Source organism: Agromyces allii (genome assembly GCF_009749385.1).
GTDB lineage: Bacteria > Actinomycetota > Actinomycetes > Actinomycetales > Microbacteriaceae > Agromyces > Agromyces allii.
The window spans coordinates 61,136-83,069 of the sequence record NZ_WBIN01000003.1; the positions used below are offsets into that span (position 1 = coordinate 61,136).

Annotated in this window: 23 protein-coding genes and 1 tRNA gene; 9 read left to right on the forward strand and 15 right to left on the reverse strand. The window is 71.8% G+C overall.

From position 1 onward, the window contains the following. Window positions 1-44: 44 nt before the first annotated feature. Genes cobA through fdxA form a run of 3 tightly spaced genes read left to right on the forward strand, consistent with a single transcriptional unit; the run spans window position 45 to window position 2,664 of the window. Window positions 45-923, forward strand: coding sequence for a uroporphyrinogen-III C-methyltransferase (gene cobA, locus GQR16_RS04965; RefSeq protein ID WP_157414056.1), 879 nt, complete (start codon window positions 45-47; stop codon window positions 921-923). Beyond that, window positions 920-2,347 (forward strand): FAD-dependent oxidoreductase, encoded by a 1,428-nt coding sequence (locus tag GQR16_RS04970; protein WP_157414057.1) that lies wholly within the window; start codon window positions 920-922, stop codon window positions 2,345-2,347. The genes cobA and GQR16_RS04970 overlap by 4 nt, the downstream gene beginning before the upstream one ends. Then, complete coding sequence (gene fdxA / locus GQR16_RS04975; protein ID WP_116081304.1) at window positions 2,344-2,664, forward strand: ferredoxin; 321 nt, start codon at window positions 2,344-2,346, stop codon at window positions 2,662-2,664. The genes GQR16_RS04970 and fdxA overlap by 4 nt, the downstream gene beginning before the upstream one ends. A 24-nt stretch (window positions 2,665-2,688) precedes the next feature. Here the strand turns inward: fdxA and GQR16_RS04980 are convergent, their stop codons facing one another. Genes GQR16_RS04980 through GQR16_RS04990 form a run of 3 tightly spaced genes read right to left on the reverse strand, consistent with a single transcriptional unit; the run spans window position 2,689 to window position 5,861 of the window. Continuing rightward, entirely contained in the window at window positions 2,689-3,525 is an 837-nt protein-coding gene (locus tag GQR16_RS04980) for a mechanosensitive ion channel family protein (protein ID WP_157414058.1), read from the reverse strand. Window positions 3,526-3,577: 52 nt separating this feature from the next. After that, window positions 3,578-4,402 carry an alpha/beta fold hydrolase gene (locus GQR16_RS04985; RefSeq protein WP_157414059.1) on the reverse strand — a complete coding sequence of 275 codons (825 nt, stop codon included), beginning with the start codon at window positions 4,400-4,402 and terminating at the stop codon, window positions 3,578-3,580. After that, window positions 4,380-5,861 carry an aminotransferase-like domain-containing protein gene (locus GQR16_RS04990; protein ID WP_170298417.1) on the reverse strand — a complete coding sequence of 494 codons (1,482 nt, stop codon included), beginning with the start codon at window positions 5,859-5,861 and terminating at the stop codon, window positions 4,380-4,382. Before GQR16_RS04990 ends, GQR16_RS04985 begins: the two co-directional genes overlap by 23 nt. Window positions 5,862-5,991: 130 nt before the next feature. Between GQR16_RS04990 and GQR16_RS04995 the strand changes: the two genes are divergently transcribed. Both GQR16_RS04995 and GQR16_RS05000 read left to right on the forward strand, forming a co-directional pair. Next, window positions 5,992-6,645, forward strand: a complete 654-nt coding sequence (locus GQR16_RS04995; RefSeq protein ID WP_246200531.1) for a LysE family translocator — start codon at window positions 5,992-5,994, stop codon at window positions 6,643-6,645. 41 nt (window positions 6,646-6,686) lie between these two features. After that, window positions 6,687-6,950, forward strand: coding sequence for a hypothetical protein (locus GQR16_RS05000; protein WP_157414061.1), 264 nt, complete (start codon window positions 6,687-6,689; stop codon window positions 6,948-6,950). 57 nt (window positions 6,951-7,007) lie between these two features. On the opposite strand, the gene GQR16_RS05005 is transcribed toward GQR16_RS05000, so the two are convergent. Genes GQR16_RS05005 through GQR16_RS05020 form a run of 4 tightly spaced genes read right to left on the reverse strand, consistent with a single transcriptional unit; the run spans window position 7,008 to window position 11,023 of the window. Continuing rightward, window positions 7,008-7,808 (reverse strand): ABC transporter permease, encoded by an 801-nt coding sequence (locus GQR16_RS05005; RefSeq protein ID WP_157414062.1) that lies wholly within the window; start codon window positions 7,806-7,808, stop codon window positions 7,008-7,010. A gap of 9 nt (window positions 7,809-7,817) precedes the next feature. Next, window positions 7,818-8,720 carry an ABC transporter permease gene (locus GQR16_RS05010; RefSeq protein ID WP_157414063.1) on the reverse strand — a complete coding sequence of 301 codons (903 nt, stop codon included), beginning with the start codon at window positions 8,718-8,720 and terminating at the stop codon, window positions 7,818-7,820. Continuing rightward, window positions 8,720-9,901, reverse strand: a complete 1,182-nt coding sequence (locus tag GQR16_RS05015; RefSeq protein ID WP_157414064.1) for an ABC transporter substrate-binding protein — start codon at window positions 9,899-9,901, stop codon at window positions 8,720-8,722. Before GQR16_RS05015 ends, GQR16_RS05010 begins: the two co-directional genes overlap by 1 nt. Before the next feature lie 54 nt (window positions 9,902-9,955). Then, window positions 9,956-11,023 carry an ABC transporter ATP-binding protein gene (locus GQR16_RS05020; protein ID WP_157414065.1) on the reverse strand — a complete coding sequence of 356 codons (1,068 nt, stop codon included), beginning with the start codon at window positions 11,021-11,023 and terminating at the stop codon, window positions 9,956-9,958. 110 nt (window positions 11,024-11,133) lie between these two features. Between GQR16_RS05020 and GQR16_RS05025 the strand changes: the two genes are divergently transcribed. Further along, window positions 11,134-12,018, forward strand: coding sequence for a FadR/GntR family transcriptional regulator (locus tag GQR16_RS05025; RefSeq protein WP_157414066.1), 885 nt, complete (start codon window positions 11,134-11,136; stop codon window positions 12,016-12,018). Next, a complete protein-coding gene (locus tag GQR16_RS05030; protein ID WP_157414067.1) occupies window positions 12,015-12,854 on the forward strand; it encodes a PDC sensor domain-containing protein in 840 nt (279 codons plus the stop codon). Before GQR16_RS05025 ends, GQR16_RS05030 begins: the two co-directional genes overlap by 4 nt. Here GQR16_RS05030 and GQR16_RS05035 read toward each other — a convergent pair. Next, window positions 12,851-13,528: a TetR/AcrR family transcriptional regulator gene (locus GQR16_RS05035; RefSeq protein ID WP_246200532.1), complete on the reverse strand. Its 678-nt coding sequence runs from the start codon at window positions 13,526-13,528 to the stop codon at window positions 12,851-12,853. The genes GQR16_RS05030 and GQR16_RS05035 overlap by 4 nt on opposite strands. A gap of 71 nt (window positions 13,529-13,599) precedes the next feature. Between GQR16_RS05035 and GQR16_RS05040 the strand changes: the two genes are divergently transcribed. After that, complete coding sequence (locus GQR16_RS05040; RefSeq protein WP_157414068.1) at window positions 13,600-14,613, forward strand: alpha/beta hydrolase family protein; 1,014 nt, start codon at window positions 13,600-13,602, stop codon at window positions 14,611-14,613. A 168-nt stretch (window positions 14,614-14,781) separates the two neighbouring features. Here GQR16_RS05040 and GQR16_RS05045 read toward each other — a convergent pair whose 3' ends face one another. The 7 genes from GQR16_RS05045 to GQR16_RS05075 all read right to left on the reverse strand — a co-directional run bounded on the left by GQR16_RS05045 (window position 14,782) and on the right by GQR16_RS05075 (window position 21,159). After that, window positions 14,782-15,594 carry a PfkB family carbohydrate kinase gene (locus GQR16_RS05045; protein WP_157414069.1) on the reverse strand — a complete coding sequence of 271 codons (813 nt, stop codon included), beginning with the start codon at window positions 15,592-15,594 and terminating at the stop codon, window positions 14,782-14,784. 65 nt (window positions 15,595-15,659) lie between these two features. Then, on the reverse strand, window positions 15,660-16,865 hold the full coding sequence (locus GQR16_RS05050) for a carboxylate-amine ligase (protein WP_157414070.1): 1,206 nt from the start codon (window positions 16,863-16,865) through the stop codon (window positions 15,660-15,662). A 51-nt stretch (window positions 16,866-16,916) separates the two neighbouring features. Next, entirely contained in the window at window positions 16,917-17,921 is a 1,005-nt protein-coding gene (locus GQR16_RS05055) for a helix-turn-helix domain-containing protein (RefSeq protein ID WP_246200534.1), read from the reverse strand. A 120-nt stretch (window positions 17,922-18,041) separates the two neighbouring features. Further along, window positions 18,042-19,019: an alpha/beta hydrolase gene (locus GQR16_RS05060; protein WP_157414072.1), complete on the reverse strand. Its 978-nt coding sequence runs from the start codon at window positions 19,017-19,019 to the stop codon at window positions 18,042-18,044. Between the two features lie 124 nt (window positions 19,020-19,143). Beyond that, on the reverse strand, window positions 19,144-19,494 hold the full coding sequence (locus GQR16_RS05065; protein WP_157414073.1) for a hypothetical protein: 351 nt from the start codon (window positions 19,492-19,494) through the stop codon (window positions 19,144-19,146). 144 nt (window positions 19,495-19,638) lie between these two features. Further along, entirely contained in the window at window positions 19,639-20,244 is a 606-nt protein-coding gene (gene dcd / locus GQR16_RS05070; RefSeq protein WP_067880724.1) for a dCTP deaminase, read from the reverse strand. Between the two features lie 63 nt (window positions 20,245-20,307). Then, window positions 20,308-21,159 (reverse strand): hypothetical protein, encoded by an 852-nt coding sequence (locus GQR16_RS05075; protein WP_157414074.1) that lies wholly within the window; start codon window positions 21,157-21,159, stop codon window positions 20,308-20,310. A 129-nt stretch (window positions 21,160-21,288) separates the two neighbouring features. Between GQR16_RS05075 and GQR16_RS05080 the strand changes: the two genes are divergently transcribed. Continuing rightward, window positions 21,289-21,362 (forward strand) — tRNA-Gly (locus GQR16_RS05080). The last annotated feature ends 572 nt before the right edge of the window (window positions 21,363-21,934 follow it).

A 21,934-nucleotide genomic window follows, 5' to 3' on the forward strand; every position in this document is an offset into this window, starting at 1 on the left:
GCAGCCGCGATCGTCGCCACCGCCGTGATCGCCGGGGGCCTCGCATGAGCGCAGCCTCGAACACCGATGGAACCCTGACGGCGCACGTCGCCGCCGCCCGGCCGCGCCCCGCCGTCGGGCGCGTCACGCTCGTCGGCGCCGGCCCGGGCGACGCCGGACTGCTGACGATCCGCGGCCTGCGCGCCCTCGAGGCCGCCGACGTCATCGTCGCCGACCGCCTCGGCGCCCGCTCGGTGCTCGACGGGCTCGCCGATGAGGGTGTCGAGCTCACGGCCGAGGTCGTCGACGTCGGCAAGCTGCCCGGCCACCACGCCGTGCCCCAGGACGCGATCAACGCGCTCCTCGTCGCGCTTGCACGCGACGGCAAGCAGGTCGTGCGCCTCAAGGGCGGCGACCCGTTCGTCTTCGGCCGCGGCGGCGAGGAGGTCGCCTTCTGCCAGGAGGCCGGCATCGCCGTCGAGGTCGTACCCGGCATCACGAGCGCGATCTCGGTTCCGGCGATCGCGGGCATCCCGCTCACGCACCGCGGGCTCGCGACGACCTTCACCGTCGTCACCGGGCACGACCAGATCCAGTCCCTCGGCGGCGGCCGCGACCACACGGTCGTGCTGCTCATGGGCGTCGGCACGCTCGCGAACTCGGCCATCACGCTCTCCCGGGGCGAGCGCGGCCGTGAATGCCCTGTGGCCGTCATCGAAGACGGCTACGGCTCAGGTCAGCGTGTCACAGTGGGTACGCTCGACACGATCGCACTGCAGGCGGCCCGCCGCGGCATCCGCTCGCCCGCAGTCGTCGTCGTCGGCGACGTGGTGACCCTGAGCCCCTACGCACCAGAAGCCATCACGTCCGCGGCCGGCGCGCCTGCCGCGATCACCTCCCCCGAGGCCCCCGCCTCCGCAGACCGAAAGACCACGCAGCCATGACTCTCTCCCTCCGCGTCGCGATCATCGGCGCCGGCCCAGCCGGCATCTACGCCGGCAACATCCTGAACCGCCAGGTCACCGAGGCCGGCGGCGAGGTCGCGATCGACCTGTACGAGTCACTGCCCGCGCCCTACGGCCTGATCCGGTACGGCGTGGCGCCCGACCACCCCCGCATCAAGGGCATCGTCAACTCGCTGCACGAGATGCTCGACGCGGGCACGATCCGCCTCATCGGCAACGTCGAGGTCGGCCGCGACGTCACGGTCGCCGAACTGCAGGAGCGCTACGACGCCGTCATCTTCGCCACGGGCGCCCTGCGCGACGCCCCCCTGAACATCCCCGGCATCGACCTGCCCGGCTCGTACGGCGCCGCCGACTTCGTGGCCTGGTACGACGGCCACCCCGACGTGCCCCGCACCTGGCCGCTCGAGGCCCAGTCGATCGCCGTCATCGGCAACGGCAACGTCGCGCTCGACGTCGCCCGAGTGCTCGCGAAGCACCCGAAGGACCTGCTGTCGACGGATGTCCCGGCGAACGTCGTCGAGGGCCTCGAGGCCTCGCCCGTCACCGACGTGCACGTCTTCGGCCGCCGCGGCCCCGGCCACGTGAAGTTCACGCCCATCGAGCTGCGCGAGCTCGGCGAGGTGCCCGACGTCGACGTCATCGTCTACGACGCCGACTTCGAGCGCGCCGCGAACGACCCGCACGCCGAGCAGCTGTTCGCCTCGAACAACCAGGTCAAGGTCATGACCCGCACGCTCAACGGATGGCGCAAGCCCGCCGACCACGAGTACACCGCCTCGCGTCGCCTGCACCTGCACTTCCTGCACGCCCCCGTCGAGGTGCTCGGCACCGACGCCGTCGAGGCCGTGCGCTTCGAGCTCACCCGCCCCGTCGGCGACGGCTCGGTCGAGGGCACCGGCGAGTTCACCGACATCCCCGTGCAGGCGATCTACCGCGCCGTCGGCTACGCGAGCTCGCCCGTCGACGGCGTGCCGTTCGACGAGCGCAAGGCCGTGATCCCCAACGAGGGCGGCCGCGTGGTCGACGCGTCGGGCGCGCACCTGCCCGGCGTATACGCGACCGGCTGGATCAAGCGCGGCCCCGTCGGCCTCATCGGCCACACGAAGGGCGACGCGCTCGAGACCATCACGAACCTGGTGGCGGATGCCGCGGCGGGCTCGCTCCCGGCGGCCCTCGTCGACGCGGCCGACGGCGAAGAGATCTTCGCGCTGCTCGACTCGCGCGACGTCGCCTACACGACCTGGAACGGCTGGCTCGCGCTCGACGCCCACGAACGCGCGCTCGGCGAGGCGTTCGAGGCGCCCGAGCACTACGGCGACGTCGTGCGCGAACGCGTCAAGGTCGTCGCCCGCGACGAGCAGGTCGGCATCTCCCGCGACGGGGCCCTGGTCGTCTCGTGACCTACGTCATCGCGCTGCCGTGCGTCGACGTCAAGGATCGCGCCTGCATCGACGAGTGCCCGGTCGACTGCATCTACGAGGGTGAGCGTTCGCTCTACATCCACCCCGACGAATGCGTCGACTGCGGGGCCTGCGAACCGGTCTGCCCCGTCGAGGCCATCTACTACGAAGACGACCTCCCCGACGAATGGGCCGACTACTACAAGGCCAACGTCGAGTTCTTCGACGACCTCGGCTCGCCCGGCGGCGCCGCCAAGGTCGGCGTCATCGCGAAGGACCACCCCGTCATCGCGGTGCTGCCCCCGCAGGCGCATTAGTCCGCGCGTCGCCCGACGGGTTCCTCAGAACCCGTCGGGCGGCACCAGGGGCGGCAGGCCCGGTGTGCTCGTGACCGTCGCGGGGAGCCCTTCGGCGACGAACGCGGCGGACACCGCGAGCACGACGTCCGAGGTCGCCCTCACCCCGACCGCCGGATCGTGCCAGTACTGGAGGCGGGCGATGACCCGGCCCGGCGAGATCGACTGCACGACGGTCTGCACACGCTCGCGATCGATCCCCCCGACCGAGGCGGCGGCATCCCTCGCGCGCTCGAGCACGTGGTCGGCGGCATCGGCGCGGCCGCCGAGCTCGACGCGCACCTGCACCTCGCTGCGACGCGAGCCGCTGCGGGTGTGGTTGACCAGCGCGTCGGCCAGCAGCTTGGCGTTCGGCACGTGGACCGTGCGCCCGTCGACGGTGATCAGGATGACGGTCCGCGAATTCAGGTCGACGACGGTGCCGATGATCGGCTCCCCGTCGGGGCCCTCGACCATGATCTCGTCGCCCGCGACGACGGGCCGTCGCGTCTGGATGAGCACGCTCGCGGCGAAGTTGTCGGCGACGCCGCGGAGCACCAGCACGACGATGACGCCGACGGCCAGCAGGATCGCGATCAGCGGCTGCACGTTGGCACCGAGGAACGCGAGCGCGACGCCGATCCCGAGGAGGATCAGCAACGAACGCGTGAACCGGGTGACGAACGTCCGAACGCCGTCGGGAAGGTTCGGCACCCGACCGAGGACGGCCGACATCCCCTTGCCCGCGAAGTACGCGCCGACCCAACCGGCGATGAGCGCGATGACGGCGAAGAGCACCTGTCGCCAGGTGATCGTCGACTCGGCGAGCTGACTCAGGTCCACTCCGTCAGGATAGGAGCGCGGAGGCTCGCCGTCGGGCAGCCGCGCAGGCTGATCAGTCGACGAGCCACGCCCCGAGCGCCTCGCGGAACGCGTCGGGCTGCTCGACCCACGGGTAATGGCCGCAGTCGGCGAGCACGCGCAGGTCGGCGTCGAGCGCGGCCGCGTACGCCTCGACCGGCGCTACCCCCGAGAGGATGTCGGCGTCGCCGGCGATGACGAGCGTCGGCACGCGCGGCGCCGCGAGGATCCGGGCGGCCGCGTCATCCGGGACGCCCGTGAACCACGCCTCGACGGCGGCGAGCTCCCAATCGCCCACGGTGCTGTGCACGCGTTCGCGTGCGGTCCAGTGCGCGTACCCGGCCGGCCCCTCGACGGCTCGGGCCGCATCCCATTGCCGCTGGTCGACCGGCTGCGCACCGGTGAGCGACTCGAGCGCCGCGAACACCGCTGGATCGCCGCGGCGCCCGCCGATCGCATCGCCGTCCCACGCGGCATCCGTGAGCCATGCCGCGGCCGGAGTGACCAGTGCGAGACGTTGCAGCCGATCGGGGAAGCGAGCGGATGCCGCGAGCACGAGCCTCGTTCCGGCGGAGTGCCCGACGGCGTCGAACCGCTCGAGCCCGAGGTGGTCGGCGAGCGCGACCAGGTCGTCGGCATCGGCCCACCAGCCGTTGGAACGCCCGCCCGTGGTCGGTGTTCCGCGAGGATGCAGCACGACGAGCGACCGATCGGCGCCCGCGCCCGCGAGGTCTTCGAGGTAGTCGACGCCACGGCACGGCCCGCCCGGCACGACGAGCGCGGGCGGGAGGTCGGAGTCGACCGCGCCGATGGTCGAGTACGCGAGGTCGGTGCCGTCAGCGGCCGAGAAGGTCTGCACCCGCCGACCCTACCGGCGCCGGCCGACGATCCGATCCGGGCCACGGCGTCGGCGACAGCCGCCTCCCCGTGTCATCGGTCGTCGCTCCCGCCGAGGCGGTTCCCAGCACGTCGCGCATCGCCGAGAGCCCGCGTGCGAGGTCGGCCATGGTCGGCGCGCCGAGGCTGAGCCGCACGCCGCCGACCCGCTGCTGCAGATCGGCCAGCATCGAGTCGGGGTCGGTCACGAGCACGCCGGCGGCGTCGGCCGAACGTGCGACCGAGCGGGCGCGCTCCGGCGCCATCGGAAGGTAGACGTGGTAGCCGGACGCAGGCGCGACGAACAGGGCGGGGCCGAGCACGTCTCGCGCGAGCGCGATGCGCCTGGCTCCCTCGTCGCGGATCGAGGCGCGCACCGTGGTGGCGATGCCGGCGCTCACGAGCTCGTCGAGCAGCACGCAGATGAGCGGCGAGACCGGCAGGCCCAGGGCTCGCACCGCCTCGGCGATGCGGGGCCGGAATGCGCACGGCGGCTTGATCATGCCGACCCGGATCGCGGGGCTGAGGGCCTTCGACGCGCTGCTCACGTGGAACGTGCGCTCGGGCGCGAGCGAGACCAGCGCCGGCGCGCTGCGCTCTTCGGAGAGCGCGTAGACGTCGTCCTCGATGATGAACACGTCGTGCAGGCGCGCGACGCGCACGAGCTCGCGCCGACGCGAGGCGCACATCGTCGCGGCGGTCGGGTTCTGGAGGGTCGGCGTGACGTAGACCACCGGACGGGGCCCGCCGGCGCGTGCGTGCTCGTGCAGCCTGCGGTCGAGCAGGTCGGGCCGCATGCCCTGCCGATCGACCGGGACGCCGTGCAGCCGGTGACCGGCGAGCCGCGCGTAGCTCAGCGCACCGTGGAACGTGACCTCCTCGGTGAAAACGGGCACCGGGCGACCTCCCGGGGCCCCGCTGCTGAGTGCCATGAGCACGGCCGCGATGCCCTGTTGGGCGCCGTGCGCCAGCACGAGGTCTTCGGGCGCGAGGTCGAGTCCGCTCGCCGCGATCCAGGCGGCGGCCGACCTGCGGTACTCGAGGCGTCCGCCGGGCGGACCGCACGCCGAGAGCACCTCGGCGTCGACGCGGTGCGCGCTCGCGGCGAGCGCCTCGGCGATGACGTCGTCGGAGAGCATGCGCGGCGGCATGTTCATCGCGAGGTCGATGCTGCTAGCCGGCTGCTCGGCCCGGTAGCTCACGAACGTGCCGCGTCCGTGGGTTCCGCGCACGAGCCCGCGCAGCCCGAGCTCGGCGTAGGCCTTCGTCACCGTGCCGAGCGCGACGCCGAGCTGTTCGGCGAGCGCACGGTGCGGCGGCAGGCGCTCGCCCTCGGCGACGACCCCGTCGAGGATGTCCTCGGCGAGCGCCGAGACGAGTCGCTCCGACGTCGTCGCCGTTCCGGCGGCGAGCCGCGGCGACCAGCCCGATGAGACGCGCATGCCCGCTCCCTTCGCACGGAAGTGTCGTGTGACACTTTGCCGGAATCGGCCCGAGTGTCTCACCATCGTCGCACACGGGAATGGACGCCGAGCCTCGGCATCCGGATTCCCTCAGACGAAGGAGGCTGCCGTGCCCGTCGGATCAGGAGCCGTGCTCGGGATCGCGCTCGTCGCCCTCGCGATGGTGCTCACCCCGGGGCCGAACATGCTCTACCTGGCCTCGCGCAGCCTCTCGCAGGGCACCTCAGCGGGTTTCGTGTCACTCGGCGGCACCGCGGTCGGGTTCGTCGTGTACCTCACGATGGCCAACCTCGGCCTCGCCGCGGTGTTCGTCGTGGTGCCGTGGCTCTACACCGCCCTCAAGGTCGCCGGTGCCCTGTACCTGCTGTACCTCGCCATCCGGGCCGTCTCACCCGGCGGCATCGGACTGTTCGAGGTGCGGGACCTCGCCCGCGACACGAACGCCCGCCTCTTCTCGATGGGGCTCGCCACCAATTTGCTGAACCCCAAGGCCGCGATCATGTACGTCGCGCTCATCCCGCAGTTCATCGTGCCCGCGCACGGCCAGGTCGTCGCCCAGGGGTTCATCCTCGGCGGCGTGCAGATCGCGGTCAGCATGGCCGTGAACAGCCTCATCATCGTCGCCGCCGGGGCGATCGCCGCCTTCCTGCGCCGACGGCCGCGATGGCTGACCTGGCAGCGGCGTGCGACGGCGACGCTGCTCGCGGGCGTCGGCATCGGGCTCCTCGTCGAGGCCCCCGCGCCCGCGACGACGGCCGGCTAGCGACATTCCAGGCAACCCGCCACCCCTACGGAAGGACCGACATGACCTGCGAACTCGCCTCCGCCGAGCCGATCCGCATCGCGCCCGCCTGCGCGGACCTGATCGCACGCCTCCCGCTCGAGCAGGCCGGTTCCCAGGCCCGAAGCCGCCGCGAGTCGATCGGCCGCGCATGGCGTGCCGTGGTCGCGCGACTGCGCGACGTGCTGCGGCCCGATCCGGTCGATCTGCTCGACGACTACCCCGAGTCGGAGCGGGCCCGCGCCCTCGGGCGGCAGTTCGCCGCCCTGCACTGGGTGAACCGCTGAGCGGATCGTGTGCTCCGACACGGGCGACGGATGCCGCGGCGCGGCGCCGAACGCCCGCTACCGCTTCTGGTCGGCCGGCCCCGAGAGCTTCTGCGCGATGTAGATCGGGATGATCGACACGAGCACGAGCACGACGGCGATGACCGAGACGATGGGCGCCTGATTCGGTCGGAACATGTTGTTGAGGATGAAGATGGGCAGCGTCGTGACCCCGGAGCCCGCGGTGAACGTGGTCACGATGATCTCGTCGAACGAGAGCGCGAACGCGAGCAGGCCGCCGGCGAGCAGCGCCGACCGCAGCTGCGGGAACGTGACGAGCCGGAACGTGGTCCAGACGCCCGCGCCGAGGTCGGCGGAGGCCTCCTCGAGGTTCGTGCCCTGCCGGCGCAGGCGCGCGATCACGTTGTTGAAGACCGTCACGATGCAGAAGGTGGCGTGCGCGATCACGACGGTCCAGATCGAGAGCGGCACGCCCATGATCGTGCGGAAGAAGTTGTTCAGCGCGATGCCGGTGATGATGCCGGGCAGGGCGATCGGCAGGATCACGAGCAGGCTGATCGCCTCTCGCCCGAAGAACGCGAACCGCTGGAGGGCGAACGAGATGAGCGTGCCGAGCACGAGCGCGATGATCGTCGAGATGATCGCGACCTGCACGCTCGTCAGCACCGCCTCGAGCGCGCCGGCGCTCTGGAAGGCCTTCACCCACCACTCGAACGTGAATCCGGGCGGCGGCCACGTGAGCGAGGTCGACGTCGAGAACGAGTTCACGAGCACGACGAACAGCGGCACGTAGACCACCACGAGGATGATCGCGGTGATGACGCCGAGCGTGACGCGAGCGGGTCGGGAGAGGCGCATCCGTCTGCCTTAGAGGTTGTCGAGGGCGCCGGTGCGGCGCACGAGGAACAGGTAGCCGAAGATGATCACGATCGGGATGAGCGCGATCGCGGACGCCAGCGGGAGGTTGTTCGCGGCGCCCACGTTCGTGTAGACGAGGTTGCCGAGCATCTGGTTCGCGCCGCCGACGATGTTCACGGTGATGTAGTCGCCGAGCGAGAGCGAGAAGCTGAAGATCGTGCCGGCGATGATCGCCGGCAGGATGAGCGGGAAGACCACGAGCCGCAGGGTCGACCAGGACTTGCCGCCGAGGTCTCCCGAGGCTTCGAGCAGCGAGTCGGGCACGCGCTCGAGTCCGGCGTAGATCGGCAGGATCACGTAGGGCAGCCACAGGTACGACAGGGTGATGATCGTGGCCGGGAGCCCGTAGCCGGGTGTGTGCCCGCCGAACGGCGCGAGCAGCCACTCGAGGATGCCGTCTTGGGAGAGCACCGAGCGCCAGGCGTAGGCCTTCACGAGGTACGACGCCCAGAGCGGCGTGAGCACGAGGATCACGAGCACGCGCTGCATGCGCGGCGACGCGACCTTCGCCATGAAGTAGGCGATGGGCAGGGCGAGCAGCACGTCGATGATCGTCACGGCGAGCGCGACCCCGACCGTGCGCACGGTCACCGTCTGGTAGAGCGAGCCGGTGACGACGGTGATGATGTTGTCGAGCGTGAACTCGGTCGTGATCTCGCCCGTGAAGCTGTCGACCGACCAGAAGGCCGTGACGAGCAGCAGTGCGAGCGCGACGATGTAGACCACGACGAGCCAGAACAGGGGTGCCGCCAGGAGCAGCGCCAACCGCGTGCGCGGGTGGGTCGTGAGGAAGGCGGAGCCCGCCCGCGCCGCAGAGCGATGCGGACGGGACTCCACTGAGGCCGAGGTCATCAGCCCTTGATCTCCTGCCACGCGGCGGTCCATGCGGCGTAGTCGGTGCACGTGACATCCGTGCGACCGTCGAGGCACTTCTCGATGGGCGTGGTCCAGTACCAGATCTGCGACGCGTAGTCGGCGTCACCGGCGTGGTAGGCCTCGCAGTCGTCGCGGAAGTCGCACGCCGCGTCGGACGAGGGGGCCTCGCCGAAGTAGGCGGTCGCGGTGGCGTTCGCCTCGGGGCTGGCGATGTAGTCGAGCCACGCGTACGCGCAGTTCGGGTTCTTCGCCTCGGACGCGATCATCCAGGTGTCGGACCATCCGGTCGCGCCCTCTTCAGGCAGCACGACGTCGGTCGGCGCACCCTCGCCCGCGAGCACGTTCTGGATGACCTGCCAGCTCGTGCCGACGACGCTGTCGCCGGTCGTGAAGGCCTGGATCTCCTTGAGGTAGTCCGACCAGTACTCGCCCACGCTCTCGCGCTGCGTCTTCAGCAGGTCGACGGCCGCAGCGAGCTGGTCTTCATCCAGCGAGTACGGGTTCTCGATGCCGAGGTCGGGCTGGTGGGCCATCAGGTAGACCGCGGCATCCGCGATGTAGATGGGCGAGTCGTAGGCCGTGACCTTGCCCGCGTTCTCGGAGGCCTTGTCGAACACGACGTCCCACGAGGTGGGCGCGGTCGGGAACTGCTCCGTGTTGTACATGAGCAGGTTGGCGCCGTAGCCGTGCGGCACGCCGTAGGCGACGCCGTCGACCGAGTTCCACGGCTGGTCCTTGAGGAAGTCGTAGATGCCGGCGTAGTTCGGGATGAGCTCGGTGTTCACCGGCGCGACGTCGCCGCCCGCGATGAGACGCAGGGTCGCGTCGCCCGAGGCGGAGACCACGTCGTAGTCGCCCGTCTTCATGAGGTTCAGCGCCTCGTCGGACGTGCCGAACGTCTTGGTCGTGACCTCGCAGCCGGTCTCCTCGACGAACGGGGTGACCCAGTCGACGGTGGGGTCGTTGGTGCCGTCTTCGACGTAGCCGGGCCACGCGAGGATCGAGACCTGGCCCTCGTTCTCGCCGAGTTCGGTCGCGGCGTCGCCGCCCGAGTCGCCGGAGCCGCTCGAGGTGCCGCAGGCCGTGAGCAACGCGACCGAGGCGATCGCGAGGCCGACGACCGCGCCACGGCGGGCCGTGTGCGGAATGCGCTTCATGGTTCTCTCCTTCTGTGTGGGACTGCAGGGGTGGTGCTGAGCTGCGGTTTCGGTTCAGGCGACGGATGCCGCGGCATCCGCCTCGCTCGATGAAGCTGCGGGTGCCAGCGACACGACGTCGGCGTCGTGCCAGCTCACGTGCACGCGGTCGCCGCGGTCGCCGGCGGCGAGCCCTCGGCGGTCGTTCTGCGCGAGCACGGTCACGCGGGCGCCGGCGTCGAGGTCGATCACGGTGCGGATGCCGCTGCCGAGGTAGATGACCTCGACCACGGTGCCCGGGGCGCTGCGCACGCCGTCGCCCGTCTCGGGTTCGGCGGTGACGACGAGCTTCTCGGGGCGCACGGAGTGCTCGCCGCTTCGCCCGAGGAGGGCCCGCGAGCGTTCGTCGTCGAAGAGGTTCGAGGTGCCGACGAACCCGGCGACGAACCGAGAGCCGGGCCGCTCGTAGAGTTCGGCCGGCGTGCCGAGCTGCTCGATGCGGCCGTCGTTGAACACGGCGACCCGGTCGGAGAGGGTGAGCGCCTCCTCCTGGTCGTGCGTGACGAAGATGAAGGTGATGCCGAGGTCGCGCTGGATCTGCTTGAGCTCGACCTGCATCTGCTCGCGGAGCTTGAGGTCGAGGGCGCCGAGCGGCTCGTCGAGCAGCAGCACCTTGGGCTCGACGACGGTGGCGCGGGCGAGGGCGACGCGCTGGCGCTGGCCGCCCGAGAGCTGCGAGGGCTTGCGGTCGCCCATCTGCTCGAGGCGCACGGAGGCGAGGGCGCGGCGGGCGCGCTCGGTGCGCTCCTTCTTGCCGATGCCCCGCACGCGCAGGCCGTAGGCGACGTTGTCGAGCACGCTCATGTGCGGGAACAGCGCGTAGTCCTGGAACACGGTGTTCACGTCGCGGTCGAACGGCGCGCGCTTGGTGACGTCTTCGCCGAAGAGCTCGATGGTGCCACCCGTGGGCTGCTCGAACCCGGCGATGAGTCGCAGCACGGTGGTCTTGCCCGAGCCGGAGGGGCCGAGCATCGAGAAGAACTCCCCGGCCGCGATCTCGAGGTCGACGTGGTCGACGGCGGTCACGGCACCGAACTCCTTGGTGAGTCCGGTCAGCCTGATCGCCGGCTGGCTGTCGGTCATGCGTTGCTCCTTCGCGAGGCGTGTTCAAAATCATATGGATCCAGATGTCTGATTCCAGACCTCCGTGTTACGGTCGTGTCACAGTTTTCGAGCCGGACCCTGGAGGGCGGATGCCGCACGCAGCCGGCCGGACCGACGCCACCCGAGCCGTGGTCTTCGCCCCGCTCGAGGGCGCCGGGCGCGCCGAACTCGTCGAACAGCGCATCACCGACGCGATCGTCGCGGGCGTGCTGCGTGACGGAGAGCGCCTGCCCAGCGAGTCGGATCTCGCCGGGCGGCTCGGCGTCGCCGTCGTCACCGCCCGCGAGGCGCTCGTCGCCCTGCGCGACAACGGGCTCGTGCACACCCGTCGCGGCCGCGACGGCGGCAGCTTCGTCACCTTCGATCCGGATGCCTCGACCCGCATCGTCGAGCGCCGGCTGAGAGCGCTCAGCCGGGTCGAGCTCCGCGACCTGTCGCTGCACTACTCGGCGATCGCGGGCATGGCCGCCGAGGTCGCCGCCGACCGCGCGAGCGACGACGACCTCGCCAGCCTGGCCGACATCGACGCCCGCGCCGACCTCGCGACCGCCGGCGGAGCCCGCCGTGCGGTCGGCCGATTCCAGCTCGAGGTCGCCGCCGTGAGCCAGTCGCCGCGCCTCGTGCAGGAGGAACTGCGCCTGCAGGCCGAGGCCGGCCCCTTGCTCTGGATGTGCCTGCGGGAGGAAGATGCTCGTGATCGCAGCCGCAGCGTGCGGCTCGACGTGATCCAGGCCATCCGCGACGTGCAACCCGAACGTGCACGACGCGTCACGACGGAGCACATCGCCCAGGCGGTGCAGTGGCTGGTCGACGAGAAGTCCCGAATCGACCAGGCGTCGCACCCCGCCGGCGGTGCGGCATCCGCCCTCGACGCCCTCGACGCGGCATCCGTCACCCCGATGGAGCACCGCACCGGCGCGGACCAGGCGGTACCGGCTGAGCCGGCGGAAGCAGCGGAAGGAACCCCCGCGTGAGCACCACCCTCGATCTCGCGGCCGAGCACATCGCCCGGCGCGTGGCGTCGACGATCGAGCCCCTCCTGGCCATGGTCGACGGATGGCGCGGAGTGCTCGAAGCCGAACTCTCCGGCCCGTTCGCCGGCGCCCTCACCGGATCGTCCACCGCGCAGGCGGCCACGCTCGACGCCGTCGTCGAGGCGCTCGTGGGCGCCGAGCTCGAGCGCGACGGCGCCCTCATCACGGGTGCGGGCTTCGTGGCCTCGCCCGGGTTCCTCGCCGATGCGCAGTGGCATCTCGCCTGGTGGCTGAGCAGCGCGAACTCGTTCGGCACGGGCGCCGGCACCGGCACGGGGGCGGCCGGCGCGGCTCCGACGCTGCGGCGGCTCGAGGCCGTGAGCGACCCCGACTCCGAGCAGTTCCGCGACTACACGACGCTCGAGTGGTGGCGCGTTCCCGCACGCACGGGTCGCCGCCACCTGACCGGCCCCTACGTCGACTACCTCTGCACCGACGACTACACGGTCACGATCACGACGCCCGTCATGGCCGACGGCGAGATGGTCGGCGTCGTGGGCACCGACGCGTACGTCGCCCGGCTCGAGCGCGAGCTGCTGCCCGTGCTGCGCGAGTGGGGCGGCGCGTGCACGCTCGTGAACGCGTCGGGCCGCATCCTCGCCTCGACCGACTCTCGCCGGGCGACCGGCGCGCTGCTCCGGCTCGACGGGCTGTCCGAGGCGCTCGCCCCGCTCCACGAGGAGCACCCCGGGCATGCCGCACTGCTCGGCGGCGGGGAGTTCGTGCTGCCCTGCGGCGACACGACGCTCGCGCTCGTCGCGGAGGCGCCGGCCTAACCGCGCAGCGCGGCGCCCGGCGTGAGCACGAGCTCGGCGATCGCGGGGTCGCCGCCGAGCGAGACGAGCCGGTCGCGGTAGGCGCGTCGCGCCCGCGCGTAGTGCACGTCGCTCTCGCGGATCACGGCCATGAGGTTCATCCACTCGAACGTGCCCTGCAGCTCGAACGCGAGCTGCTCGGGATCGTCGAGCCCGGGCAGCTCGCCCTGCTTCACCGCGAATCCGGCCGAGGCGGCGAGGTAGCCGAGCCAGCTCTCGAGCTGGTCGGCGAGGGCATCGCGAACGGGGCCCGCCTTGGCGTGGAAGTCGGCCGCAGACGCCGAGAAGAAGCATCCGCCCGGGAACACCCGGTCCTGCGAGTACGCCACGACGCTGTCGAGCAGCGCGGTCAGGCGACGGATGCCGCGGGGCTGCACGCGCGCGGGCTCGATCACGGTCGCGGTGAACCGCTCGGTGGCGGCGACGATCGTGGCGAGCTGCAACTGCTCCTTGGAGCCGAAGAGCGTGGCGATGCCGCTCTTGCTGACGGATGCCGCGGACGCGAGCCGTCCGATCGAGAGGCCGTCGAGCCCTTCGAGCGAGGCCAGGTCGGCGGCGGCGTCGAGCACGTGGCGCCGGGAGGCGTCTCCCCTGGCGCGGCGTCCGTCGATCGAGCGGCCCTCCGTCATCGTCATGTCTTGCAGTTTACGCACGAACGTTCGTACACTCTACGTACGAACGTTCGTAGAGTTTCTGGAGGCACCCCGTGAGCGCACCGGCATCCGACACCGCGTCGATCCCGACCATGACCGACCCGGTGCGCGTGGTTCGTGCAGACCCGCGGGCGGGCACACGCGCGCCCCTCGCCCCGGCGACGGCACCGCCCGCGACGCCGCTCGCACTGAAAGCGGTGGCCGGCGGCATCCGGCTGGCGTCCTCGATCTCGCCCGAGCTCGGTGCCCGGCTCGCACTGCCGTTGTTCATGCGCGTCGGACGTCGCGTGACGGTCGCGGAGGCCGACGCCGGCACGCATGCCGAGGCCCGCCGCGGACGCGTGCGCATCCCCGGCATCCGCCGTTCGGGCGTCGACGTCGTGACCTACGAGTGGGGCGGCGGGCCCGACGTCGTCGTGCTCGCGCACGGCTGGCAGTCGCGCGCGAGCGTGTTCGCGCCGCTCGTGCGGGAGCTCCGCAGCGAGGGCTTCCGCGTCGTCGCGTTCGACGCCCCCGCGAACGGCGACTCCGACGGACGCGGCACCTACCTGGTCGACCACCTCGACATCCTCGCGGCGCTGCAGCAGCGATACGGCCGGTTCCACGCGCTGATCGGGCACTCCTTCGGCGGCACGGCCTCGCTGCTCGCCCCGGCCGAGGGCATCGACACGCGTCGCGTGGCGTCCATCGCGGCCGCGGGCTCTGCCCACGTGTTCGTCGACGAGTTCGGCACCCTGGTCGGACTCGACGCGCCGACCCGCGACGCGCTCGCCCGCGGATTCGTGCGCCGGCTCTTCGCCGACGTCGAGAACCCGTTCGAGCACTACTCGGCGCTCGCGCACCCGCTGCCCGAGGGCATGCCGCTGCTCGTCGTGCACGACCGCGGCGACCGCCGGGTGCCGTTCGCCGAGGCGCCGAAGATCGCCGCTGCGAACCCCGGGCGCACGCGCTTCGTGCCGACCGAAGGGCTCGGGCACAACCGCATCCTGCGGGCCGACGTCACGCTCGACGCCGTCGTCGAGTTCGTCACGGCGCCGGATGCCGCGCTGCAGGCGCCCGGCGCGTAGAGGCTCCCGCGTAGCCGCCCACCGTTTGCCGGGGCGGCACCTGCCTCGTCCAGCTCACCTCGGCGGGAGGGGATCGCGCCGGGGGGAGGATCCCCGGGCCGGAATCGCCCTCCCACGCCGCCGATCTCCTCCCGTGGCAACGGCCTGCGGCGCGCCCGGAACGCGTCGCTACGCGCCGAAGCCCCAGGGCTGCGCGCCCGCGTAGGTGGTCGCGCGGGCGCCGGCCGCGACGGCGGCGGTGAGCGCATCCGCCCTGCTCGCCCCCGCGGCGAGCGCCGCCACGAGCGCCCCGGCGAACGCGTCGCCCGCACCCGTGGTGTCGACGACGTCGACCGGGCCCGACGCGGCATCCACTCCGCCCCATCTCGCGCCCGCTGCGCCGAGGGTCACGCAGGCGTCCGCGGGCGACCCCAGGGCGACCCACTCGTGCTCGTTGACGATGACGACATCGGCCAGTTCGAGCAGGGCGGATGCCGCGGGCGAGACGGGCGACGCATTCAGCACCGTGAGCGCGCCGAGCGCCCGTCCCCGGCGAAGCACGGCCTCGGCGACGGCCGGCGCGAGCTCGAGCTGGCTGACCACGACGGCGGCGTCATCGGGGATCGCGCGCGCCGCGGCATCCGCCTCGATGCCGCCGTTCGCCCCGGCGACGACGATGATGCTGTTCTCGCCCGACGCGGCGACCGTGATGAACGCCTGGCCGGTCGGCCGGTCGGCGTCGACCGCGATGGCCGACACGTCGACGCCGTGCTCGGCGAGGCGTTCGACGTAGCGGCGGCCGAGGTCGTCGTCGCCGACCCGCCCGATGAGCAGCACGTCGGCGCCCGCCGCGGCGGCACCGGCCGCGAGATTCGCGCCCTTGCCGCCCGGCAGCAGCTCGACGTCGAGGCCGAGCACGGTCTCGCCGGGCGCCGGATGCGCCTCGACGCGCACCACCGAATCGACGTTGATCGACCCCACCACCACCACGCGCGCACCCATGCCGGGAGCCTACCGGCGCACCGGTTGGCACGCTTCGCGACGACCTCGACCTCGACCTCGCCCGTTCAGCCGACGGATGCCGCGGCGCACCGCGCGAGACCGCTGCGGCCGCCCGCGGCGAACGCCGCCCGCTGTCGCTCGGCACCCGACCCGCGGGCGAGCAGCGCCGCGACGGCTTCGGGGCATCCGTCGTCGGCGTCGTGCATGGCGAGGGCGGATGCCACGACCTCGGCGAGCGGCGCCATCCGCCCCTGCACGGGGTCGGGCACCGTCGCGGCGAACCCGTCGCGTGCGGCCGCCCACACGGCGGCGTCGAGCACCTCGCCGCTGAACGGGACGACCTGTGCCGACGCGGCGGCCGCGGCATCCGTCACGCCACCGGCATCCGTCGCCCGAGCGGCCCGTGCACCGCTCAGGATGCCGTCGGCGATGCGGCGGCAGAGCAGGGCGATCGTGACGCTGTCGGCGGCGTCGAGCTGCGCATCGGCCACCCTCAGTTCGACCGTCGGCAGGTGGTGCGAGGCGCGCAGCAGCCAGGCGATCAGCGGGCGATCGCGTGTGGCGCCAATGCCCACGAGGTCGTCGATGCGGCGCTCGTAGTCGTCGGCATCGGCGAAGGGCGCCGGAATGCCGGCCGTGGTCCACCGCCGGAGCACGATCGTGCGCCAACTCGCGAAGCCCGTGTCGGCGGTGCGCCAGTAGGGGGAGTTCGCGGCGAGCGCGGTGAGCATGGGGATCCACGCGCGCAGGCCGTTGAGCACGCGCACCCGGTCTTCACGGTCGTCGATGCCGACGTGCACGTGCAGGCCGCACACCTGGTGGTCGTCGATCATCGCGCCGATGTCGTGCTGGATGTGCGAGTACCGGGCCTCGGGCGTCACCGTCGGCGCCCGACCTGCGTCGAACGGGGTGCCCGTCGACGCAGCGTGCACCCCGAGGGCGACCGCGATGCCGTCGAGCGCGGCCCGGAACGCCTCGAGCTGCTGCACCGCCTCCGCGCCGTCGGTGCAGACGCCGGTCGCGATCTCGACCTGCGAGGCGAGGAACTCCGACGTCGCACCGGCGAATCCGGCGGCGTGCAGCGCGGCGATCGCCTGCGGAGCGAGCGGCACCGGCCGCAGCGTCACCGGATCGAGGAGCACGAACTCCTCCTCGATGCCGAAGGTCGTGACCGCGCGAGCGCTCGCACGCGAGGCCTCGACCTCGGGCGCCGGATCGTTCGCAGGCGAGGGCTCGGGCACGGTGCGCATCGCGGGCTCGATCGTCGTCATGTCTCATGCCTACCCGTCGGATCGGATCGCCGCGAGGGCTTGACCTCGGCGTCAGCCGAGCCCGGGTCGCTGCAGCGCGGCGAGGGCACGGGCCAGCGCGTACCGGGTGCGCCCGGTCGGCGTGCGGGGGTCGTAACCGAGCGTCTCGGCGAGGGCGTCGAGCCTCGCCTGCACGCTCGAGTGGTGCATGCCCAGGGCGGATGCCGCCTGCCGCACGCTTCCGGCGTCGGCGAACGCGTCGAGCACGGCCAGGGCACGCGGGTCGAGGGCGGCCAGCGCCGAAGCATCCGGATGCCGTTCGTCGTGGCGATCGGCGGCCTCGGCCAGGAGCAGGAGGGCACCGAGCTGGGCCGCATCGACCGCGGGCTCCGCAGCCGTGCCCAGCCGCAACGCGATGAGCGCCGACGCGAACGACTCGGGCAGCCGTTCGGCGGGGCCGCCGAGGCCGATGCCCGCGCGCAGGCCCGCCGGCACGACCGCCGGCCCGTCGACGAGCACCACGCGCACGAGTCCGCGCGCCGTGGCGACGACGGCGGCCGGTCCGTCGGCGGGCGGCGGCCCATCTGGGAGCGACACCACGACGCGCACGTCGGGCGCGCAGTCCAGCCTCAGCTTCGTCGCGGCCACGGCACGCTCGGATGCCGCGGCGCCCGCCGTGACCACGACCTCGACCGCGGCATCCGCGGTGTTCGACCTGCGGGCCGACGTGATCGCGACGGCGAGGGCGAGCCGCTCGAGCACCATCGCGTCGTTCGCGTGCGCGGGCCCGGTGCGCTCGAGCCAGACCAGCGAGCCGTCGCTCGTCTCGCGCGACGGCCAGGCGGATGCCGCGGCATCCGTCGTTCCGAGGGGTTCGCCGTCGGGCGCGACGCGCTTGACCCGGGTCGACGACCGGGCGGCGTAGCCTGCGACCGCCCCCGAGAGCACGGCCGCCCCGCGGAGCAGGGAATCGGGGCCGACTCCGCCCGCGACGAGCGCATCGAAGTACGAGACGACCTTGAGCGTCTCGCTCGCCTCCGGGTCGAGCGCAGTCAGACGACCGACGAGTTCTTGCATGGCGGGCTCCATCGCGCGTGTGCGCCCCACCCTAATCGAGCAGGGGCGGGATGTCTCCGCGGTCGCGGACGGGTGGGCAGGCGTGCGTGCCGCCCGCGACCGCGGAAGCTCTGGCCCGGATCAGACCCCGAGGATGCGGGCGACCCAGTTCATGCGCGCCGCGACCGAGGCGCGGGAGACCGCCGCATGCGGGGCCATCATGTCGAAGCCGTGGAACCCGCCGTTCCAGACGTGCAGCTCGGCCTCGCCGCCGGCCGCCCAGATGCGGCTCGCGTAGGCGACGTCCTCGTCGCGGAACACCTCGGCGCTGCCGCAGTCGATGTAGGCGGGCGGCAGGCCCGAGAGATCGGTCGCCCGCGCGGGGGCGGCGTAGATCGAGACGTCGTCGGTGCCGCGGCGGTCGCCGAGCAGTGCGTTCCAGCCGGTCAGGTTCGAACCGCGATCCCACACGCCGACGCCGTCGATCTGCTCGGTCGAGACCGTCAGGTCGCGGTCATCGATCATCGGGCAGATCAGCAGCTGGCCGGCGAGCGCGGGGCCGCTCCGATCGCGCGCGAGCAGGGCGGTGCCCGCCGCGAGCCCGCCGCCGGCGCTGCCGCCCGCGATGATGAGGCGGTCGGCGTCGATGCCGAGCTCCTCGAGGTTCGCGCCCGTCCAGGCCAGGCCCGCGTAGCAGTCCTCGACGGGGTACGGGTCGGGGAACTCGGGGGCGAGCCGGTACTCCACCGTGACGACCACGGCATTCTGCTGCTCGATCAGGTCGAAGAACATCGGGACGCCCAGCCAGCGATCGCCGATGATCATGCCGCCGCCGTGGGTGTGGAAGATGCCGGGGCCCGTGCCGGTGCGGCCCGGCCGCTCGATCACGCTCACCACGATGTCGTCGCCCGCGTGCCCCGCGATCGTCACGTCGCGCACGACGAGGCCGCGCTCGGCGATCTCGGCGAGCACCGCCTCTCCCGCGAAGCCCGAGCGCATGGCCGGGATCAGCTCGGGGGTGAACGTCACGGGCATCTGCTCGCGGATCAGCGTGAGCGCCGCCTCCAGCTCGGGGTCGAACGGCGGTCGGGGGCGGGTCGCGGTCGTCGTGGTGGTCATCGGTGAACTCCTCGATCGTGCGTCACCTCGTCGTGACGTCTGCACCGATCATCCGCGCGGGCACGCGGCATCCGGAACCGACGATCGTAGCCCGATCAGCCGAGTTCACCCGCCAGTCGGCGGATCAGGAGAAGAACGCGTTGGCCCGCTTCGACCAGAGCAGGATCAGGCCGATCACCGGGAACAGCGCCGAGAAGAGCCCGCTCCAGAACGCGCCGAGCGTGATGAGCCAGATCGCCGTCGCGATGTTGAGCACGAAGATGATCGTGACGATGATGCGCGCCGCGTTCGAACCGCGGAACAGGCCGAGGCTCACGACGACCGTCACGATGCCGAGGATGATCGCCCACACGCCGGCGCCGAAGTTGCCGCCGCCCGGCAGGATCTGGAAGAACCCGGAGACCACCTGCAGCGCCCCAGAGATCCATGCGAGCACGGCGACGAGCGTCACGCCGCCCGGTCGTTCACCAGCCATGTCGGTACCCCCTTGCTCCGGCCGTGCGCGAACGCGCCGACTCGAGCCACACGGTACTCCCACGAGCGCAGCCGAGGGGCGTTCGGCGCGCCATGCGACGTGCCGCGGCCGGCGGCAGGTCTCGGGCCCCCGCCTCAGCCGGTCTCAGGCGCCGAGCGACCCCGCGTCGGTCGCGCCGACATCCGTGCGGTGGAAGTTGTGGAACGACCGCGACGCCGTGGGGCCGCGCTGGCCCTGGTACCGGGAGCTGTACTCGGCCGAACCGTAGGGCCGCTCGCTCGGCGACGACAGGCGGAAGAAGCACATCTGCCCGATCTTCATGCCCGGCCAGAGCTTGATCGGCAGCGTCGCGACGTTGCTGAGCTCGAGCGTGACATGGCCGGTGAAGCCGGGGTCGATGAAGCCGGCCGTCGAGTGCGTGAGCAGGCCGAGGCGCCCCAGCGAGCTCTTGCCCTCGAGGCGTGCGGCCACGTCGTCGGGCAGGGTCACGGCCTCGTACGTCGACGCGAGCACGAACTCGCCCGGGTGAAGGATGAACGCCTCGTCGGGCCGCACCTCGATGAGATGCGTGAGCTCCGGCTGGTCTTCGGCCGGATCGATGAACGGGTACTTGTGGTTGTCGAACAGCCGGAAGTACCGGTCGAGCCGCACGTCGACGCTGCTCGGCTGGAGCATCGCCGGATCGGACGGTTCGAGGCGCACGCGCCCGAGTTCGAGTTCGGCACGGATGTCGCGGTCGGAGAGCAGCACGGGTTCAGCCTAGCGACGGGCTGTCGAGGTCGCGCGGCTCGCTGGTGCGACTCCATGCGGGCGTCAGTGCGGCGAACGGAACGACTCGTCGGGCAGCAGTGCCGTCTCGGCACGACATCCGTACTCGCCCGGGAGCAGCAGCACCTCGGGGACCGCCAGCGCCTCGGAGACGCCGCCCTCGGCGCGGATCAAGAGGCAGTCGTTCGCGTCGCTCATCGAGAATCCGATACGGGATCCCTCGCGGACGACCTGCGGCTCCGCGACCGGCGGGCCACCGGGCTCGGCGAGAAGGCGCGCGTCGATCTCGGCGGCGAGCTGTTCGGCGGATTCGTCGAGGCCGGCGCCGTCGAGCACCTCGAGAACGACCTGCTCGGCCCCCTCCGGAATGACCGGTCGTGGATCCGCGGGAGGAGTCAGCACCACGGGATCCGCCGGACAGTCGACCGCCTGCGCCGTGCGCTCGCCGAACCCCCAGCGATCGAACTCGACGCGCACGCAGTACTCGGTGACCGGTGATCCCTGCTCCGAAACGAGGACCAAGCGGCTGGCGAGCACGAGGCCCCCGACGGGGTCCTCCCATGCGGCGTCCTCGTTCGGCTCGATGGCGACCAATCGGAGCGGGGTGGCCTGATCGGGCGACCCCTCGTTCCAGCCTGATCGAGGCTGCGGCTCGATCCCCGTATCGCCGAGGAGGAGAACGATTCGGCGGGCGTACTCGTTGAGCGCGTCCGACGGCTGCGCGAGCCCGGACGATTGCGAGACGAAGCCGGCCTCGTCTGCCACCTCCGCCGCCTGCGCCGCCAGCCTGTCGTGCAGGCGCCGCTCAGCGGGCGGCGCGCACCCCGTGAGCGCAGAGACCGCGGCGATCGCGCCGATGACGCAGATAACCCGGATGCCCCGTTGCAGATCCCCCATCGGCCCAGCCTCCCGCACCGTCGATGCGTGTTTCGGAATATGCCGGGACGCCCTTCGTCGCCATCGAATTCCTCGCTCCGCTCACCGGCCTTGCTACGATGGTCACCGCTGCACCTTCGGATGCCGCACGCCGATGTAGTTCAATGGCAGAACTTCTGCTTCCCAAGCAGATAGCGCGGGTTCGATTCCCGTCATCGGCTCCACAACCCGTTCACGCCCGGAAATCCGGGAAAGTACCGGAGTTCCGTGATGAGCGATGAGTTCAGACCCTTTCGCGGTAGAAATGTGCACTCGTGCCACTCCGCCACACGAAAGGTTGTCCCCGAATGCGTTCGCCTCACTCAAGCGGACGCCGCGGCGCCTCACGTTCCGTGAGCCCGGGGCCGCTGCCTCGCTTTCCAACCTCACGAGCCGGACAACGCCGTACTCGCGCTCACACGCGTCGAGCATCCGGTAGATCCCGACCGGCCCCTCGACGGCCGCGAGAATCGGACGCCACTCCGGATCGTCACGGGCCATGCCAACTGCGTGAAGAGTTGCACGTGTGGGTCGATGAGCCAGATGAGACTCAACGATTGATCGGAGCGCAACAACTCACGCAGTATGCCCTACGCGGCGGAATACGAGCGCAAGAGCCTTTGGTCGCCTCGGCGGTCGGGGGGCACTGTCGCGCTCACCGCGTCTGAAGGTCGGTCCGAGCGATACCTACGGCTGAGACGGCAAATTCGGTCGCCCGGCATTCGATGTTCGGTTTCGTTCTCCAAAATGTTGGTGA